This is a genomic window from Paenibacillus sp. Soil787 (assembly GCF_001429545.1).
Lineage (GTDB): Bacteria > Bacillota > Bacilli > Paenibacillales > NBRC-103111 > Paenibacillus_E.
This window is the reverse complement of sequence record NZ_LMSP01000012.1, coordinates 395,638-414,669: the sequence shown is the minus strand read 5'-3', so window position 1 is coordinate 414,669 and position 19,032 is coordinate 395,638. Positions and strand designations below refer to the sequence as shown.

At 45.6% G+C, this 19,032-nt stretch carries 19 protein-coding genes; 12 read left to right on the top strand and 7 right to left on the bottom strand.

Annotation, left to right across the window (positions count from 1 at the left end; translation table 11 throughout):
• Positions 1-141 precede the first annotated feature (141 nt).
• A complete protein-coding gene (locus tag ASG93_RS35105) occupies positions 142-294 on the top strand; it encodes a hypothetical protein (protein WP_156410896.1) in 153 nt (50 codons plus the stop codon).
• A gap of 833 nt (positions 295-1,127) precedes the next feature.
• Here the strand turns inward: ASG93_RS35105 and ASG93_RS14470 are convergent.
• The 3 genes from ASG93_RS14470 to ASG93_RS14460 form a co-directional block, all read right to left on the bottom strand.
• Positions 1,128-2,024 carry a transposase gene (locus tag ASG93_RS14470; RefSeq protein ID WP_056833030.1) on the bottom strand — a complete coding sequence of 299 codons (897 nt, stop codon included), beginning with the start codon at positions 2,022-2,024 and terminating at the stop codon, positions 1,128-1,130.
• Between the two features lie 798 nt (positions 2,025-2,822).
• A complete protein-coding gene (locus ASG93_RS14465) occupies positions 2,823-3,848 on the bottom strand; it encodes a TIGR03943 family putative permease subunit (protein ID WP_056833028.1) in 1,026 nt (341 codons plus the stop codon).
• Positions 3,849-3,874: 26 nt separating this feature from the next.
• Entirely contained in the window at positions 3,875-4,894 is a 1,020-nt protein-coding gene (locus ASG93_RS14460) for a permease (protein ID WP_056833026.1), read from the bottom strand.
• Positions 4,895-5,051: 157 nt separating this feature from the next.
• Here ASG93_RS14460 and ASG93_RS14455 point away from each other — a divergent pair, with 157 nt between their 5' ends.
• Positions 5,052-5,510 (top strand): Fur family transcriptional regulator, encoded by a 459-nt coding sequence (locus ASG93_RS14455; RefSeq protein WP_056833491.1) that lies wholly within the window; start codon positions 5,052-5,054, stop codon positions 5,508-5,510.
• Between the two features lie 73 nt (positions 5,511-5,583).
• Here ASG93_RS14455 and ASG93_RS14450 read toward each other — a convergent pair whose 3' ends face one another.
• Positions 5,584-6,600 (bottom strand): CobW family GTP-binding protein, encoded by a 1,017-nt coding sequence (locus ASG93_RS14450; protein ID WP_056833024.1) that lies wholly within the window; start codon positions 6,598-6,600, stop codon positions 5,584-5,586.
• A 387-nt stretch (positions 6,601-6,987) separates the two neighbouring features.
• On the opposite strand from ASG93_RS14450, the gene abc-f reads away from it, so the two are divergent.
• Entirely contained in the window at positions 6,988-8,835 is a 1,848-nt protein-coding gene (gene abc-f / locus ASG93_RS14445) for a ribosomal protection-like ABC-F family protein (protein ID WP_056833022.1), read from the top strand.
• Between the two features lie 48 nt (positions 8,836-8,883).
• Here abc-f and ASG93_RS14440 read toward each other — a convergent pair whose 3' ends face one another.
• A complete protein-coding gene (locus ASG93_RS14440; protein WP_082614902.1) occupies positions 8,884-9,906 on the bottom strand; it encodes a polysaccharide deacetylase family protein in 1,023 nt (340 codons plus the stop codon).
• A gap of 162 nt (positions 9,907-10,068) precedes the next feature.
• On the opposite strand from ASG93_RS14440, the gene ASG93_RS14435 reads away from it, so the two are divergent.
• Positions 10,069-11,103, top strand: coding sequence for a WD40/YVTN/BNR-like repeat-containing protein (locus tag ASG93_RS14435; RefSeq protein ID WP_056833019.1), 1,035 nt, complete (start codon positions 10,069-10,071; stop codon positions 11,101-11,103).
• A 5-nt stretch (positions 11,104-11,108) separates the two neighbouring features.
• Here the strand turns inward: ASG93_RS14435 and ASG93_RS14430 are convergent, their stop codons facing one another.
• Positions 11,109-11,603: a GNAT family N-acetyltransferase gene (locus tag ASG93_RS14430; RefSeq protein ID WP_056833017.1), complete on the bottom strand. Its 495-nt coding sequence runs from the start codon at positions 11,601-11,603 to the stop codon at positions 11,109-11,111.
• A gap of 183 nt (positions 11,604-11,786) precedes the next feature.
• Between ASG93_RS14430 and ASG93_RS14425 the strand changes: the two genes are divergently transcribed.
• Complete coding sequence (locus ASG93_RS14425; RefSeq protein ID WP_056833015.1) at positions 11,787-12,071, top strand: hypothetical protein; 285 nt, start codon at positions 11,787-11,789, stop codon at positions 12,069-12,071.
• Between the two features lie 87 nt (positions 12,072-12,158).
• Here the strand turns inward: ASG93_RS14425 and ASG93_RS35100 are convergent, their stop codons facing one another.
• A complete protein-coding gene (locus tag ASG93_RS35100) occupies positions 12,159-12,329 on the bottom strand; it encodes a hypothetical protein (protein WP_156410895.1) in 171 nt (56 codons plus the stop codon).
• A 199-nt stretch (positions 12,330-12,528) separates the two neighbouring features.
• On the opposite strand from ASG93_RS35100, the gene ASG93_RS14420 reads away from it, so the two are divergent.
• The 7 genes from ASG93_RS14420 to coaD all read left to right on the top strand — a co-directional run bounded on the left by ASG93_RS14420 (position 12,529) and on the right by coaD (position 19,028).
• The gene (locus ASG93_RS14420) at positions 12,529-12,819 is read left to right on the top strand and encodes a hypothetical protein (RefSeq protein ID WP_056833013.1); all 291 of its coding nucleotides are present in this window, start codon (positions 12,529-12,531) and stop codon (positions 12,817-12,819) included.
• 78 nt (positions 12,820-12,897) lie between these two features.
• Positions 12,898-14,631 carry an AAA family ATPase gene (locus ASG93_RS14415; RefSeq protein WP_082614901.1) on the top strand — a complete coding sequence of 578 codons (1,734 nt, stop codon included), beginning with the start codon at positions 12,898-12,900 and terminating at the stop codon, positions 14,629-14,631.
• A 292-nt stretch (positions 14,632-14,923) separates the two neighbouring features.
• The gene (locus ASG93_RS14410; RefSeq protein ID WP_056833011.1) at positions 14,924-15,673 is read left to right on the top strand and encodes a ParA family protein; all 750 of its coding nucleotides are present in this window, start codon (positions 14,924-14,926) and stop codon (positions 15,671-15,673) included.
• Positions 15,660-15,905 carry a hypothetical protein gene (locus ASG93_RS14405; protein WP_056833009.1) on the top strand — a complete coding sequence of 82 codons (246 nt, stop codon included), beginning with the start codon at positions 15,660-15,662 and terminating at the stop codon, positions 15,903-15,905. The genes ASG93_RS14410 and ASG93_RS14405 overlap by 14 nt, the downstream gene beginning before the upstream one ends.
• A 378-nt stretch (positions 15,906-16,283) precedes the next feature.
• Entirely contained in the window at positions 16,284-17,447 is a 1,164-nt protein-coding gene (locus ASG93_RS14400; protein WP_056833008.1) for a S8 family serine peptidase, read from the top strand.
• 488 nt (positions 17,448-17,935) lie between these two features.
• Positions 17,936-18,493, top strand: coding sequence for a 16S rRNA (guanine(966)-N(2))-methyltransferase RsmD (rsmD, locus tag ASG93_RS14395; RefSeq protein WP_056833005.1), 558 nt, complete (start codon positions 17,936-17,938; stop codon positions 18,491-18,493).
• Between the two features lie 31 nt (positions 18,494-18,524).
• Positions 18,525-19,028 carry a pantetheine-phosphate adenylyltransferase gene (gene coaD, locus ASG93_RS14390; RefSeq protein WP_056833003.1) on the top strand — a complete coding sequence of 168 codons (504 nt, stop codon included), beginning with the start codon at positions 18,525-18,527 and terminating at the stop codon, positions 19,026-19,028.
• Positions 19,029-19,032 lie beyond the last annotated feature (4 nt).

Here is a 19,032-nt window from a genome sequence, read left to right as displayed (position 1 = left end):
TTTATATATTCTTTGTAACAAACGAGTTGGATATGGTCTAAGGGGACACTTTAGCCACTATCCCTTTGGCTCAGATAGCAGGGGAGCGAGTGATTAGGGTTACTTGTTACGCGGGTCATACCTATTTTCTAACGGAGGACTATGATCACTATCCCCTTGGCTCAGGTTTTGAAGGAAGGAAGGGAAGGAAGGAAGGAAGGAAGGAAGGAAGGAAGGAAGGAAGGAAGGAAGGAAGGAAGGAAGGAAAGGGAAATAAAGGATAGTAAGGGTAGTAAGGAGAGTAAGTCAAAGTAAATAAGAGTAAACAAGAGTAAATAAGAGTAAACAAGAGTAAATAATAGTAAACAAGAGTAAATAAGGGTAAACAAGAGTAAATGAGAGTAAATGAGAGTAAATGAGAGAGTGAGTGGAGAGGGTGGAATCAAGAAAAGAAAAGAAAAGAAGAGTTAATAAGAGAGTGAGAGGAAAGACGGAAGAGTAAATAAGAGTGAAAAAAGTAAAAAATAGTAAAAAATAGAGTGAGAAAGATGGAAAAGAAGAGAGTGCTTAAACCATTATTAAAAAATGTATCTTTAGAGACCGTCGATTAACTAAATCGCGAAAATTTATCTTGACAATAAACCCGTTTGACTGCTATTTTCATGCATCAGGTAGACGTAGATCACCTGCAAATCCCCCTCTCAGAGGCGTTTAAATCGATTTTAAGGAGACTCTAGGGCAAAAATAGGGGAAATATACCTCACAAGTTATTCCTAAAGCAACATACAGGGCAAATTTTAGAGCAAAAAAAATAGGGCACAAAATAAAAATATAATTAATCGACGGTCTCCTTTAATCGAATAACGAAATGCTTGAGTACTATCTATTACTTCTCGCCTACTAAGTATGCCCGCTATCCCGCTATCCCTTTGACTCAGGCTACAGTAAAGTAGTAAGGATGTAGTACTAACTACTAACTACTAACTACTAACTACTAACTACTAACTACTAACTCCCTTCTGTATTCAGCTTTCGTATATCACCAAAAAAGCCTAGTGAATATTACCACAAGTAGCTTGGGGATTAGTGCAAAACTAATTATCTTACAATATAGGGCAGCCTAAGGATACATTATTATACTCTTGCGATTAGGCGCACATGGGCGTGTTTTCGGGATTGAAAGAGGTTAACTTGGCATGAGGTACTGTACATAAGTGGGTCAAATGCTGAAAGATGGTTGCTTTGTGTAAAGTGAGATTTACCTTATAGCAAAACTCATCCAAGTAATGTTGTAGATACTTTTGGCCAATGCCATGGAAAGTGTTGTTAATAGATTTACCGGCCTGCGCAGCGTATGCAAGGAGAGTGCGAAATCTTTTGGAACTAAAGCGTCCAGTAATAAATTCGATGTTGTTTGTATGTGATTCGATATGTTGTTGGGTGAAGTCCAATGTCGCGGAGCGTTGAAAAAGCTTTTCTTTAACATGTATTTTAGGGACGAGTTTGAGTTTGATATAAGAAGGTTCGCCCTGAATATTAAGGGAGGAACCTGCTAGAAGATAGTGTTCCTGTGGATGGCTGCGGAAGTAAGGATTATACGGCTTTCCATAGACAGCTGAGTTTACTTGGACGATGCCCGAGAGTAATGTGCCTTGGTCTGCTGTACTCATAGCGTGACGAATTTTGTGGAGGATGAGCCAGGCTGTTTTGTAGGTGACACTAATAATCTTGGAGAGCGCAACAGCATTCGTGCCCTGCTCCGTGCGCGATATCAGAAAAATAGCTGTAAGCCATTTATGTAAAGACGTGCGACTGCCTGCCATTATAGTTCCAGCTGTAAGGGAAGTTTGGTGATGGCATTGAAGACATTCATAAAGAGGGAGTCGGCGTGTACTTGTTATATAGGCATGCGAATGCCCGCAGTTAGGACAAGAAAAACCGGAGGGCCATTTCGTTGAGAAAAAGAAATCTATACAGGCTTCTTCAGTGGGGAATTGCTGCTGAAACTGCTCTAGAGTGCTTGGTAAATGGAAGTTCGTCCCCATTATGACACCTCAATTCGATCAAGTTGGGAATATTTGTTCTATTTCATTATATCGAATGTTTGTTCTTATATCAACAATAATTCATACTTTTCTTTTTTATTTTTGAGTACGTGGGTGAAATTATTAATCAGGGCGTAGCAAATTAGTGCAGAAACAATTAGTCATAAAATAGGAGGAAAACGGTACAGGGGATTATGGAGGCTAGTCAGGAGATTTAAATGAAAGTCTCGGCAAAAGAGTTTAATCTTATGGTTTGGGTATATGATCAATATGAAGCTTATGATTCGTGGTAAGACTTGTTTTGAAGAATACAGGGTGGCGGGGATTAAAATAATATTTCAAAGTATGAAAGTCATGAATTCCGATCGGATCTGAGCAGTGATTCAGGATAAAGCATTCTGTGGATATTAAAACATAATGAGTCATGGGGATAGTGTCTATATAAGAGTTGGAAGTTGATGTATAGGTGAAACAATTTGCCTTTTATGGTAATATTAGTAGTATAAGTAAGGAGAAAAGCGCAGGGAGTAAGGAGTGAAGGGTGAGGAGCAAGGAGCAAGGAGTAAGGAGTAAGGAGTAAGGAGTAAGGAGTAAGGGGTGAGGAGTAAGAAGTAGAGGTATGAGCTAGGGGTGAATGCATGTTGGTTAAGTAAAGAACAATAAAACAATTAGAATTAAGAACTTAATCGAACAGGAACAGGAACATTTAATCTTAATGGACAACCGCAGTGTAAAGAAAAAACCGACAAGGATCATGAGTGATCCTTGTCGGTTTTTGGGGATTGTTAGTTGTGCTGACTAGTTGAGCGCTTTGAGCGGTTCGAAGTTTGGGTATATATACGGTGAGTCTGGGGTTGCGGTTTTTTCGATTTGGGTTGCTTTTATGGTGAAGATTTCGTTTCCGTTGTAGCTGCCGTTTTGGATGGTGCCTGTGACTTTGACCCACATGTCTTTGGGGTAGCTTTGAGCGGTCGGGAAGTCAACCATGACTCCGTAAGGGGTAGCATCAGCAGAACAGCAGCTTACAGCAAAGCGTCCGACAACGAATTGGCTTTTTGGCATGTTTTCTTCGCGGTAGACGAAGCCGGTGAGTTCGATTTTTTTGCCTATGAAGTTGTTTTTGAAAAGGTCAATGGACGAGAGGATTTCCATGTATATTTCTGGTTTAACGACGATGGTGTCTTTTTTATAAAGGATCATGCCAATTTTGGAAAAATCTTCATCCCACTCGTTATCAGCGTGGAACATCTTTTGGAGCTCGGCATCGGATTTAGCGATTGCTGGAGTCTCGGTACTAGAAGCAGGAACAGGGCTGTTAGCTGTATTGTTCAAAGGTGGAACTGTTGAGGGGCTTGGAGCAGCTGCAGTTCCCTGGTTGGACGCATTCACTCCTGATGAGGCCCCATTATCGCTGATCAGGTCTGTATTTTGTTTGCCTAAACTAGCTTTCGCAGCAGAGAGATTCATCCCTTTGGCAGCTACCATAGCACTACTTAATGCTGTATTAGGCAGCAGGAAACCTATTAACAGCGGAAGAATGAGCAGACCGTAAGCAACTGAATTGCGCAAGGTTGAGCGAGAAACTGGTTGTTCACATTCGCAGGCAACTGGTTTGCCCCAGTAAGCACGCAGTGCCATATAGCCTTGATAGCAGGCGATGATGTAAAGGATCACGGAGGCGATTTTGACATAAATCATCATACGCGGAGCTATGTAGTATTGAAGGGCGTCTGTCTTGGTGAGAATAACGATATAGCTGGAAAAACCAAGCAAAATTAACGTACGAAAGAAATAATGAAAGCTTATTAATCGGACTTCGCTCATGTCAATTCCTCCTAGATTTTATGACTTTAAAAGTTAGAAAAGCGTTCCAAAAGCAGTGAACAACCCAGCACGGTGATAAGAATTAATGCTGAAAGCACGAGTACGAATTTGGATTTGAAAACGGAAAGCATCATAAGTGTGCTTTTGAAATCAAGCATAGGGCCGAGAACCAAGAAAGTAAGCAATGAGCCAGACGTAAATGACGTTTGAAAAGATGAAGCGACAAAAGCGTCAGATGTGGAACATAGAGAAAGAATATAGGCGAAGCCCATCATAAACAAATGGGAACTGATAGGGCCCTGACCAATGGCAAGCAGGCTTTCACGCTGCATAAAAACTTGAATCAGCGCGGTGAGCAGGGAGCCAAAGACGAGATATTTTCCCATTTCGAAAAACTCATCAGAAGCATGAACGAAAAATGTATTTAACTTACTGGATATGCCGCCACCCTGGTGCTGATGACCCTCCAACGCTTCGTCACTGGAAAAGTTGGCGCGGCTAATACGCAGCGGATTACTTTTGATAAAACGGTAGAGGACGAGACCGATTATTATGGCAACTGCAAAAGCAAGTCCCATGCGGGAATAAGCGATTGTGGGATGATTTCGGAAAGCCATAAATGTAGCCGCGAATACAATAGGGTTAATAATAGGTCCGGTTACGATGAAAACGACTGCGATATAGACGGGCATTCCTTTGAGTATTAGTCTTCGAACGACAGGAATCATGCCGCATTCGCACATTGGGAATAGGATGCCTAAAACGCAGGCGAACAGGATGCCAAGAATAGGGTTCTTGGGAATGAAGCGGCGTATGGTTTGTTCGGATACGAATGTTTGGAGCAAGGATGAAAGCAATACACCTAGTAAAATGAAAGGAATGGCTTCTAATAGGATGCTGATGAACAAGGTTTTGAAAGTTTGAATACGTTCAGTCGTTAGCAGTGACAGTGTAGGCATGTCGTTGTTTAGAAGGATAAGCACAATTAAAAGGAAACAGATCGCGAATATAACATGCATGCTCGCTCGAAAAACAGTAGTAGGCATTTGACGAAGACTCCTTAATCATAATTATTACTATTGTAACCTATGATGAATGAAAGGGGAATAGGACAACTTTGTTAATGACGAGATGTTCATCTACTTGACGCAAGAGGACCATTTGCTGCACTATGTTAATAGAACAATTTATGACAGAGGGGTAATGCAAGTGGGCACTCATACGCATACGATTGACGAGATGCTAAGGGCAATGGCTCAGCAAGGATGGAGAATTACAGAGCAGCGCAGAAGTTTGGCAACGTTATTCGCTGAATCCGGAAGTTATTTGTCGCCAAAAGACGTTTATGAATACATGAAAGTTAAATATCCTGGTGTGAGTTTTGACACCGTCTACCGTAATCTTCGATTGTTGAGTGAGATGGGTGTTCTGGAGCAGTTTCACTTGGCAGATGGCTTGAAATTCAAGGCGAGTTGTTTGTCCCATCATCATCACCACATGATCTGTATCAGTTGTGAAAAGACGGTCACCTTCGAGTTCTGTCCGATGAAGCTGGTGAAGGATTTGCCGGAGAGTTTTGAAATTCAAAGCCATCGTTTTGAGATATTTGGATACTGTTCAGCTTGTAAGTCGGGCATTTCTCCCTCTTCGGAGTTGCATTAAAAAGTCATGGAAAGTAAAAGCAGTCTGCTGAAGGTGAACTCAGCGGAACTGCTTTTTTTAGTATGTATTGCTTTTATAGTTGGGATTCCGTTAATCGCTTTTGCCAGTCATCTTCGAGGGTTTTTGCATCCAGATCCATACCTATGAGTACGAGATAAGGCGTTCCCTGGAAAGTGGTCTGCTGCCAGTTCGTGCGTTTGCCTGCGAATTGCATAACAAAGGATTCGTGCTTAGCGCCAATCATCAAATAACCTTTCGCGCGAAGTAGTAGGGAGCCCCATTTTGTTAAATAACGTTCTACAAAGTGCTGTGACAAGGCAAGGTCTTCAACCATGGGGATTGTAATTGTTTGAATACGTGAGAACGATGGGTTATGTTTGGATTTCTCGCTTGACGGCTGTGCAGGTTTAATAGCTTGAAATTGAAACTTTTTATTAAAATTGGACGAGACGGTGGATTGTGATTCTTGTGGACTCAGAGTGCCGAAAATAAGCTCTAAATCAAATTGACTATGTGCGGTTGGCAGTATTAGGGAGCGTTCATTGAATTTGCGAATTGTTTTTTCGATGGACTTCTGTTGTTTATCAGAGATTAAGTCTATTTTGTTCAAAATAAGAAGATCCGCAACTTCCATTTGTCTACGAAGTGTATGGACAAGCTCTCGGTCCGAGGCGAAAATACTGTTATATTCTAGTACGTTTTCGGCATCAAGTATGGTGATGACTTTATGCAGTTTCACATGAGGAAGTAGTGCAGGCTCGGTCAGTGCATCGACGATTTCCTCTGGGTTGGCAACACCGGTTAATTCAATGAGAATGACGTCAGGCTTGCGCGCTAACAGTTGCTTAATAGAATCACTAATATCACTTTTCTTACTGCAGCAGATGCAGCCATCGAGCAGTTTAGCCATGTTAACATCAGGAGAGGCTTCTTGGAGAAGATGGCCGTCTACATCTTGTTTCCCAAGCTCATTCATAAGAACAGCCGGTTTGAGGTTAAAAGAGGCAGCTTCTTGAAGCATGCGGATGAGAAGTGTTGTTTTGCCGCTGCCTAGAAATCCGCTCAGTACGATAACGGGAATTTTGCTCAAAACAAGGACTCCTTCGTCATGGGATTAAAAAGTAATTATTACGAATTGAATTGTAGTATAAAAAAGGGCAGGCTGCAAGTTGGTTATAATAATTTTTTCCCTTGAGTGCTCAGGAGGCTATGTTACAATAAAGCCATCTTGAAGAACTCGGAGGTACCCTTTGACGATGAAGTATGTAGCCTAACTTTTTCTGCTAAAACGAAATTGTTCGTTGATAGGCAGACTCTACGTTTGTGCAGGTAGAGCGAGTGGGATACGTATGTCCAAAGGGGCTGACTCCTTCAGGGGTTGCTGTTCTTTGCATACCAAAATCATGACTTGTTCTTCCTGGCCGTAGGCGATTGCTTGCGGTTTTTTGCATTTGAATTTAAAGGAGGAAATGAGTCTATGACTTTACTAATAAAAGCGATGAATGTGATGAAGGAATTTGCGGGGAAACCACTTTTTGAACAAGTGGAGTTGGAAGTGAATACAGGGGAGCGGATCGCGATCTATGGCCGCAATGGCATAGGAAAGACGACGCTGCTTCGCCTGTTGGCAGGCACGCTGGAGCTGGATAAAGGCAGCGTGGAACGCAGGCTGCCGCTCGATCAGTGGGGCTGGATGGGGCAGCAGACAGAGGCTGATGAGGCGGTGTCTACACACGCCTATGTCGAGGAAGGCTGCCCAGAGCACTGTGCTGCGAAGCGCCGCTTGAAGGAGCTGGAGGCGCGGATGCAGGACGCGGATGCTCCTTGCATGGAGAGCTTGCTCGCCGACTATCAGGAGGCGGCAGAGCGATACATGGGGCTAGACGGCTACCACTGGGAAACCCAAGTGGAGCGCAAGCTGCTGCAGCTCGGCCTCGGCCGCGAACTGTGGGACCAGCCGCTCGGGCAGCTGAGCGGCGGGCAGAAGACGCGCGCCCAGTTGGCGCGTCTAATGGTGCGCGCGCCGCAGCTGCTGCTGCTCGACGAGCCCACCAATCACCTCGACGCGGCGTCGCTGGAATGGCTCGAAGCGTGGCTTCGAGCCTATCCGGGCACCGTCGTGTTCGTCTCCCACGATCGCCATTTCATGGATCGTGTGGCGACCTGCCTGGTCGAGCTGGCGCCGACAGGCAGCCGAAGATACCGGGGCGGTTATACGGAGTATACACGCCAAAAAGAACTTGAGCTGCGTACGCAGGAGCAGCTCTATCGCAAGCAGCAGCTTCTACGCGAGCAGCTGGAGGAGAGCATTCGCACGTATCGGCAGTGGTTCCATCAGGGCGAGAAAAACGCCCGAATGGCTGAGGTGCCGATACAGCGCGGGTACTTTCAGGCGCGAGCCGGCGCGCATGCCTCGCGGATGAACGCGAAGATGAGGGAGCTGGAGCGCCTAGAGGGCGACCGCGTGGAGAAGCCGCGGGAGGCGGCGCACCTGAAGGTGAAGCTGAGCGCGAGCGACTTCGCTTCACGCTCGCTTATGAGCCTGGAACGGGCCACGTTCCGCTACGGCGAACACGAATTGTTCGCTGAGCTGAGCCTCAGCGTGGATCGCGGCGACCGTTTGGCCGTGCTCGGCCCCAATGGCTCAGGCAAAACGACGCTGCTAAAGCTGCTCGTCGGTGAACTGCAGCCCGCTGCCGGCAAGGTGCGGCAGCACCCGCAGACGTCGATCGGCTACTTCTCGCAGGAGCTAAGGTCTCTCGACGACGGCGAGACACTATTGGACAGCTTGCTGGCGCTGCCTGCCATGACGCAGACCCAAGCCCGTACGATTCTGGGCTGCTTCCTCTTCTCAGGCGAAGAGGTGCGCAAGCGCATCGGTGATTTAAGCATGGGCGAGCGCTGTAGGCTCGCCTTCCTCAAGCTTTACTTCAGCGGCGCGAACTTGCTGGTGCTGGATGAGCCGACGAATTATTTGGATATTGATTCGCGGGAGAGGATTGAAGAGGCGCTGCTTCGCTATCCCAGCGCCATGGTCATCGTCTCGCATGACCGCTTCTTCATTCGTAAGCTGGCGACGAAGCTATTGTGGCTGAGCGCGGAGCGCAGCCCAATCGCTTTCTCCGGCACTTACGATGAGTATGCGGAAGCGAGTTTGGCGAGTGAGAGCTCGCCCGAGCTGCTGGCGCGAGCCAACGAACGACGCCAGCTGGAGTTAACGCTGGCGCAGCTCATGAGCGAGGGGGCGTGGAGCCCCGAGAACGCCCCGGCGCAGCTTCAGATCATCCGAGACATCAAGAGTAGGCTCTCGGAGCTGCAAGAATAAATTTGCAAAAGAATAAGCCGGGTGCGCACCCTCAGGATGCGCTCCGGCTTATTTGCTTTTTGCGACATGAAGCAGCTCAGGTACGGTTACAAACGTGTAACCAGCTGCTTTGAGCTTACTAATCAACGGTCCAATGGCTTGTACCGTCCCCGACAAATCCTGGCTATCAGCACCTCCGGAGTGCTGAAGGATGATAGAACCAGGCTTCGTTTGCTGCATGATATTGTTCAGCACCTGATCGGAGTTCAACGATTTCCAGTCAAGAGAATCGACATTCCAATTCACGACCAAATAATGGTGGTCAGCGATCCATCTGACCTGCTCTTCATTTATCGCGCCGTACGGAGGGCGGATTAGCTTAGGGGCGTAGCCGATTAAGCCTTGCAGCACGCTCTCCGTGCTCATAATCTGACTTTGAAATTTGTCCACCGTCAGCTTTGGCAGGTTCGCATGACTGTAGGAATGATTCCCAATGATATGGCCTTCATTGACAATCCGCCTAATCATATCGGGGTGGGCGTTTGCTTGAGAACCAAGTACAAAAAAGGTTGCTTTCACTTGGCTTGCCTTAAGCGCATCAAGCACTTTTGGCGTAAAACGGGTATCAGGTCCGTCATCGAAGGTTAGCGCTACTTTCTTTTCCTGAGCAGAGCCGCGCATCTTGAAGGTATCTGGATATTTCACGACCAGTTGAGAGAGCGTAAGCTTTTTCTGAGAAATTCTGGCTTGGCCTTGATTTTTTTGAACAGGAACGGAAGGTTTCTTAGAAGATTCTGGATGTGCTGCTGCTTTTTTTGGGTTAGGCTTGGGCGTTAAAGTAGTTGATATTGCTTCAGGTTGAGCTGAAGTCGTGGGTGTTCCAATAGCGAGTGGACTATCCATGCTCCTCGGACTCGCAAGATGCTCAGTAGCCATTTCGTCGTTGCGGGAACTAGAATCAGCTGTTAAATCTTGTTCTTCTACATGAGAATTTTGCGTAGAGCGTTGATCGTAAATAGGCTTATTTTTTGACACACCGCAGCCAGTCGCTAACAAGCCTGCGATGGCGATGGACCAAAGCCATTTGGTCATGGCAATCCCCTCCGAGCATTATGAATATGCTCTAGCTTTTGTTAATAAGGGACATCCTATTCAAGTGGCCGCAGCTATTGGACATGAACTATTTCGGATCATAGACCGTCATTACATATACCCAAAGCAATATTAGCAGCAAGAAAGGAGAGGAATGAGTTCATGACAGCCTTGATAAGCAACAAAAAATTAGTTATACTGCTGGTTTTTCTGCTGTGTGTAGGTTGTTTTCATGAAGTAGTCTCAACTCCGTCTCCCAATCGAATGACTTCTTCGACTCAAAAAAGTGACAATGATGTTTCAGTTGTTCCAGGTGAAAAAATAGATATTCAAGATCAAGTTCAACCTAGACACTTAACACCAACCAAAGCAATCTCGTTCGTGGATGAGCTTCATGGCTATGGTGTTGCTTCGAGCACTCGTGATCTACAATTTTTGAAATCCAGCGACGGTGGGATGACCTGGCAGGCTCTGAGTAGATTGCCTAACACAATCATGCCAATTGCGGTTACTTTTTTTGATTCTCGAACGGGTTGGCTGCTTACCAATGAAGCTTCTAATGATAAATCAGAACTTCGATTAACCTTGGACGGTGGTCAAACGTGGGAGGTAATCGCAAAGGGCTTACCTGGATTAGAGACTAGGGGAGAAGAGCCGTTTTTTCGCTTTTTTGACCGACATCAAGGGTTGATTGCGTTCCAGAGCGGTAAAGAGATGATGCTCCTTCGTACACAAGATGGGGGTTTGACTTGGTCCGCATCAAGCCGCATCTCAATGCCGAATGAAGAAAAGGGTATGTTTACGTTCCGTTCAGCCATCGAGGGTTGGTTTATCGGGCCCAGTAAGAAGGATAAAGAAGTATCTATGCTGTATCACATGACAGACGGGGAGACATGGCAAGAAACAGGCAGGCTGCCAAGTTTCCTTGCGCCGCAGGCCATTTCTTTTGCTGATTCAAAAAATGGGTTCATACTCTTGCAAACAAATTCACAAAGCAGTGAGAAAACCTGGCAATTCCTTCGGACATCTGATGGAGGCAAAACGTGGAGCCAACACGAATTTCCTAGCACATTCCAGCCTCTAGCTGCAAGTATACACCTAAGTTTTCCTACAGCGACTGGCGGCTGGCTTTTGGATGCTAGAGATTTGTGGCGAACGACAGACGGGGGTTTGAACTGGCGTTTACTAACGCCATAAACCTCTTATATGATTTTCTGATAGGTAACGATATCGAGAAATTGGCCCCATTTAAAGCCAACCTCACGGAAATGTGCGCACTGTGTATAGCCATTTTTCGTAAACATATGAATACTTGGTTTATTATCCGCGCAAATGGTGGAGATCAGAGTGTGAAAGCCGCGCTCTTTGGCTACCGCTTCAATGTACTGAATGGCTGCCGAGCCCAATCCTTTGCCCGTGCATTCCGGATGCAAATAGATCGTCACTTCCCCGGTCGTATCATAGGCTTGCTTTTTCTTGTGCGGCATGACTTGTACGTATCCTTGAAGGCTCCCATCCCATGTTATTACATAAGTTTGGTAGCGCGGGTTTGGATGAATAACACTCTCGGTAAATTCTGATATTTCTACGGGCTCCGTGTGAAAAGAAACAGTCGTGTGCCTGACAAAATAATTGTAAATATCCATTAGAAGGGGAATATCAGACTCTTCTAATTCTTTAAATGTTAGGGTAGACATGATGTAAGCTCCTCGCTGTGAGATTTAGATAACACATTCAAATATGTTCCACGGAAGAAGCTAAAATCCTTTTTAAAAGGGACAAATCTAAATAGACATCCAGCCGTATTCCATGTATCTTAGATATAATGTCTTACTATGAATAGAAGATAAAGTTGAACCATCAGAAATAGGGGGAATCACATGTCAGGCAATTCAAGTTACATTCTCGTGATCGTCATTGGCGTAATCGTACTCGCTGGTCTTACATTCATGAATCTTCGCAAAATAAGCAGATCTACGGCAGATCTGACCCAGCTCAAAAGAAGAACGCTTCTATGGAGCGAAATATCACTTGCGCTTTTCGTTCTGCAATTATTCTTCCGTGATCGTGAAGGAGGGTTCCTGCTGTTCTTTGGAATTCTCACCCTATTTACAGGAGCACATTATCTCGGTGTATTGTATTATTCACGAAAAAGAAACAACTAAAGGTGAAGAAGCTCTCCTCAGTAGTTCTACTACGAAAGGAAAGCTTCTATTTATATTCCTGATTTTCTACCATTAAATGAATGCCAGTTATTCGTTCCAACTCGTCGGCTGCGTTTTGGTCGGCTTCTTCCATTTTTGATACCATTTCTTCTTTTTCTTCTGCTCCATTAACGTTCTTAATTGCAGCATGACCAGCTTGGCCCTGTCTTCGTCCGCATATTTGTTACGCAAACGCTCAAAAATTGTGTGATCTTGCATAGGATACCTTCTTTTCTGACTGTAAGATGAATGCGAAATAAAGAGAATGTATGTTCTTGTTTCTATCATATCATATGAAGCATGTAGGAGGGAATACAAGTTTAGAAAGAACGGTATAGAATTTACTGGTAGGCAGATTGATGAAAAACTGTATCATGTAAGAATTCCTAGCATAGTATGTAGGAAGGTGGTGAGATAAATGACATTTACACTTGCAGACTGGATGATATACACCATGTGGGCCATATTCGGATTAATGATCATTGATTTTCTAATCGCCTTCTTCCAATCATTTTGGAAAGGTTCTTTTGATCCAACTTTTGTATTAGGTTATTTGAAAGATGTCCTATATATTGTCCTGCCATTAGAGATTGTTTTATCCTTGGTTCCAACAGATCCAACGGTGTGGACTCTTATGATTTTTTATTTCGTTGGAGGTATCGCTGCAATTCTCAAGTATATATTGGACATTAAAAGAAAATTTCAATAAATAAGACTGTGGCCTTCCTTCATGGGAGGCCTATGGTTTTCATAGAATAATACAAACCGTCTTAAAGGAAGTGAGTCCATGAAGAGATATCAGTGGATCAAGTGGCGAACATTCATCCTATGGGTCGCAGCGCTCGTCTTAACCGGCATGCTGCTATGGGCAGGAGGCCCGACATCTTGGAATATCGCATTGACTATTATCGGTATTGTGATGCAGCTGCTCTTTGCCATAATGTTCATGATCGTCCAGTTCGTAGCCCTTTTCTGGTTCTTAGCCCGTGGACGCACGTATTGGATTCTGCCTGGAGAGACGGGGGCCACATGGGATGACTACCGGGGTAACCCTGAAATCGTTGAGAATGCCAAACGGATCGTCACCCTGCTCAAAGGTGTAAAAGAGTTCAAAGAAATGGGTGGTGAGGCGATCAGAGGCTTGCTGCTCTGCGGTCCTCCCGGCACGGGTAAGTCCTACCTGGCTCAGGTGATCGCAAACGAAGCACAGGTGCCATTTGCTTATGCCTCGGCCCCCAGCTTTCAAAACATGTTCTTCGGCGTCGGCAACCTGAAGGTGATGGGCCTCTACAAGAAGACCCGGAAGCTGGCAACTGTGTACGGCGCCTGCATCATCTTCATCGACGAGATTGACGCCATCGGAATGAGTCGACAGGCGGGTGGAGGCGGCGGAGGAATGCTCGGCATGGGTGGCGGCTCTGGCCTGCTCAACGAGCTGCTCTTGCAGATGGACCCGCCGAACATCGACAACTCCAGGTTTGCCAAGCTGCTTCGCTCGCTCGGGCTGCGGCGAAAGAAGGCAGAGCGTCCGCCGGTGCTGACGGTCGCAGCGACCAATCTTCCCGATGTACTCGACTCTGCTCTTCTCCGGCCCGGCCGCTTCGACAGGCAGCTCTGGGTCGATACCCCCGACTATGATGGCCGGGTGGACGTATTCCAGTACTATCTCCGAAAAGTGAAACGGGACTATACGCTGACTCCGGAAGCAGCGGCGCTCGATACGGTTGGCTACAGCCCTGCACAGATCAAACATATCGTCAATGAATCGCTTGTTATCGCCCACCAACGGGGAGCCCAGGAAGCTAGTTACGAGGACTTTCGGGCTGCCATGGAGACCTATGAGTGGGGACTCAAACAGCCGCTCCGCTCCATGAGAGATGACGAGAAGCGGAATGTCGCCTACCATGAGGCAGGCCATGCGGTTGCGCAGTACCTATTGAAGCCCCACGACCGTGTCTGGAAAGTGACGATTATCCGACGAGGCGGTGCGCTCGGTCTAGCTGCCACCAAGCCGATGCATGAACGGTATAACCGAAGCGATAGTGAGATCCTAGCGGAGATCCAAGTCTGTCTGGCAGCCCGGGCAGTGGAAGAGGTGTTCTTAGGGAAAAAATTAAACGGTGTCACCTCCGATCTGCAGCAGGCTACAGAGATGGCCGGCGCTTACCTCGGTATGGTCGGTATGGGCGATGAACTGTTCAGTTGGCTTGCAACGGGCTCGCGGGCCGATGCACTTAAGGCACTCCGACCAAAGATTAACGAGCTTCTGAAGGATCAAATGCTCGAAGTAAAGAATCTAGTAAGGGAACACGCCGACTTCGTCCATACCATTGCTGAGGAGCTGCTAAAACAAGGTGATCTCACCGGTGAGGAGATAGAGCAGATTTATGTACGACTGTATGGTCGTAGTCGGCCAGAGCCAATTGAAGTAAAGTTCCAGGCGCTTATCGATTCCCCAGCCCTAGTTGCTCAGGAGCAGCTACCGGAAGAGGAAACCAATGATACGAATGATTCTGAATAAACAAGTGGGATAGAATAAGAAGTATTTCCCATAAGAAACTGCAGCTACGATAATACCTATAAAATGGTATGTGTGATATTCCATAATTAATTAGAAAACGGAGCCCGCAATCCCGCGTGGCTCCGTTTTTGTTGTTCCAAAATTGATTGGAATTTAAAGTGCCCCGCGGCGAAAATGAAGGTTTGTTGCGGTATTCACTCTCGACTTGACCGTGCATGACCCCCTTTTAAATAGATTTATTGTAGAACTATATACAGGAATAAAGGTTTACAGAAATAAGGAGGAATGGGTAATGGGAGCCATTATTTCAATCGGTAATCAAAAAGGCGGCGTTGGCAAAACGACAACCACAGCCATCACGGGGTATCTTCTCTCTAAGAAGTACAAGGTTCTCTGTGTGGACTTCGATAGCCAAGGTAATTTGACACAGTTTCTTACTCAACGAGATATACACGATTACTCCAAAATGACTATTTTTGAGGCGTGTAAAAACAGAAATCCCACCCCCTACATCCGCAAGTTAACCTACAACCTTCACTTCATTCCGGCTGATGAAATGCTTGCAACTCTGCCCATGCTTATCCATCAAAATCCTTCAATGAGTTCGACCATTTTGAGAGATACACTACATATAATTAAGGCCAGATACGACTACATACTTATTGATTTACCTCCAAATCTCGGAGAGCACACTATTAATGGTTTAGTGGCTTCAGACTATGCAGTCGTCATGCTGCAATGCGAACCAATGTGTTATGACGCGCTGGATAGATACATTGCAACAATGATTCACATCAAAGAGGTTAAAAAGCTGGACCTTGTTTTATGCGGCATATTGCCAACAATGATCGATTCTAGAACAATCATTGATAGGGTAAGGAGAGAATACGAGGGAGCTGTGTTTCGAACGGAAATAAAGCGAAGAAATAGAATCAAGGAGTTTTCTATTACAGGAATACAGGAATACAGTAATACGGATACATCGGCACTAAGCAATTATAGAAATTTTGTCGAGGAGCTGGAGCAGCGTGTCCAAGCGTGATGCGATTGAGCAGTTATTAGGAAAACGGCGGAGTCAAGAAATACAGGAAACTGTAAATACAGGTATACAGAAACCTGTAAATAAGAAAAAAGCAACATTTGATTTCGATGATCAATTCCATACTGAGTTAAAGATATTCGCCGCGAAACAGAATAAGAAGATGGTTGATGTTGTGGTAGAGGCCGTGAAAGAGTATATGCGAAGATATAAAAATACCCCACCGGCCGAGTAGGCCAGTGGGGATTCGTTCATTTTACATTCTGCCCGACACCCGCGACACCGCTGCAATCGATATCGAACGATAGTTAATACATATAAAATAATAACGGCGACCGCTTGCGCGATCGCTTCTAAGTCCGACTGATAGTCAACATTAACTATGTAATATCAATGGTGTGACAAGAAAGACTTTTAGATCATCCCTGTGGAACTGCCCTCCTTGCAACAATTATAGAGGGCTAATTACAGACCTAGGGAGAATGTAATGCTTTTCAAAGAAAAATGTCAGAAGATTGTGAAAAATGGGCATTTTGTATGATTCAATCCATATATTTATCATTGTAGAATCAAGAAGAAATTGGAATTTAATTTTTCTTTTGGGAGGATAATAATGAAAAAATGGTTACAATATTTTTCGGTTCTGGCATGTGCTTTTTTATGTTTTTTGTGCATAGTCGGCTTTTCTTCGGCGGCGCCGCTTCAGGATGCACATCCACCTATTCATATCAAAAATAACGGTGCCACTCCTAATTATCAAAATGGATTTGCGCCTGCGCAAATCAAAAAAATGTACGGTTTGGATCGGTTATCTTCTACTTATACTGGTGCCGGACAAACAATTGCCATAATCGATGCATACGGCAGTCCGACAATCGTGAACGATCTCCAAGTCTTCAATACTCAGTTCGGCCTTCCTCCCGCAGACCTTACGATTGCTTATCCGAATGGAAAACCGAACAAGGCGGATGGCGGCTGGGCGCTGGAGACATCACTCGACGTCGAGTGGGCGCACGCGGTGGCACCACAAGCCAAAATCTTGTTAGTCGTTGCGAAGTCGGCGACTCTTTCCAATTTGCTTGCAGCGGTAGATTACGCAACCTCTCATGGAGCGCAAGTCGTATCGAACAGTTGGGGCGGTTCCGAATTTTCCAGCGAAGCTAGCTACGATTCACACTTCCAACGCTCGGGAGTCGTATACGTCGCTTCGTCGGGAGACAATGGCTCTGGTATGTCCTGGCCCGCCTCGTCGCCATATGTATTATCTGTCGGTGGGACAACATTAAATGCCGATTCGACCGGAAGTTATGTAAGCGAGAGTGGTTGGTCCGGTTCGGGAGGCGGTGCGAGTTCCTATGAATCAAGGCCTAGTTATGAAGATATTTGGCAAACCGTTGTAGGTTCGTATCGAGGGTCCCCGGATGTTTCGTGGGATGCCGATCCGAACACGGGAGTAGCCGTTTACGACAGTACGTCGTACTCGGGACAAAAAGGATGGTTCCAAGTCGGCGGAACGAGTTTCGGAGCGCCTTGTTGGGCAGCCATGATCGCTCTTGCCGATCAAGGACGCAGTACTCCATTAACAAATTATAATGCAATTGCAAATTTATATAGTATTGCGGGTGCTACCGACTCTTTAGGCTACACAAATGATTATCACGATATCAACAAAGGAAGCAACGGAGGCTATTCCGCTCAGGCTGGATACGATTTAGTAACAGGTATCGGTTCTCCTAAAGCCGACCTTTTGATCCCAGCGTTAAATAAATCTAAATAAGTTTTATTGGTATTCAACCAGGATAAATCCTACAAGTACGACTTGGGCTGCTCGTCAGCTGGCGAGAAAGCCGTGTGGAGCTAAGTTGTGGTAGAGGCTGTGAAAGAGTATATGCGAAGACATAAAATACCCCACTGGCCGAGTAGGCCAGTGGGGATTCGTTCATTTTACAGTCTGCCCGCCACGAATGATGATTTCGGACGATATTCTAGGTCCTGTTTAAATCAGGATCTTTTTATTACAGTAAAGTAAATTAATACGACGGTCGTTTGCACGACCGTCTCATGGGAGAGGAGAAACCGGACGAAGAGCTTATGGGGAAACGTAAGTCTTCTCCGCGGTTGTCTACGACATCCTCTGATGTCGATAGTTCAAGGATGACCGTTTTACGGGAAATTTATACATCACAGGGATAAAATTTTTGTGTCCGATTAGAGCTTGTGGTACGATAGCAAAAGAATGAGCCAGCTAGAAGGGAAATACGTAAGATGAGAGTGATTTCAGGCACAGCCAAAGGCAGGTCGTTAAAAGCTGTACCCGGTACCAGCACGCGGCCAACAACGGATAAAGTGAAAGAGGCGATCTTCAGTATGATCGGTCCTTACTTTGATGGAGGACAAGTACTTGATCTATTCGCCGGTACAGGCGGACTCGGGATTGAAGCGCTTAGCCGCGGGATGGATAAGGCTGTCTTCATTGATATCGAGAAGAAAAGCATCGACACGATTGGGCAGAATTTAGTAGCCGCAGGTCTCAAGGACCAAGCCGAGATCTACCGAACGGATGCTGCACGGGCGTTGAAAGCGTTAGCGAAGCGGGAGCAGCAATTTGAACTCGTCTTCCTTGATCCTCCGTACAAAATGAAATTTATCGCGGAGCTGATAAGCAAGATGGAAGAGCAATCGATCGTTCAATTGAATGCCACGATAGTTGTAGAACACGATGCTAAGGATGTCCTCGAAGATACCATCGGTGGGTTTAAACAGCTGAGAAGATCCGACTACGGAGATACCGCTGTCACGATTTACAAAGGATCAGCAGAATAAATATGAGCAAGTTTTTAAGGAGATGAACAACATGATGAGGCAAGAACACGGAAGCACAGTTGCCGTTTATCCAGGCAGTTTTGATCCTGTTACACACGGCCATCTTGACATTATACATAGAGCGGCAAAGGTGTTTGATAAGTTGATTGTTGCTGTACTGAATAACACTTCTAAGAATCCTCTGTTCACATTGGAAGAACGGATGGAGCTCATTAGGAAAGTGACCAAGGATCTGCCGAATGTAGAGGTGGATGGTTTTAGAGATTTGATGGTTAATTATATGAAGGCTCGCAATGTGCGTCTAATTGTTCGTGGGCTTCGGGCGGTCTCTGACTTTGAGTATGAATTGCAGATGGCTTCGACGAATCACAAGTTGAATCCTGATGTAGAAACTTTCTTCATGACTTCGAAGCCTCAGTTCTCGTACTTGAGCTCAAGTATTGTGAAGGAGATTGCTAAGTTTCACGGACCGGTGGAAGATCTGGTTCCAGCTGAGGTGGAAGAAGCATTGAAAAAGAAATTCCCTCGAAGCTAATGGG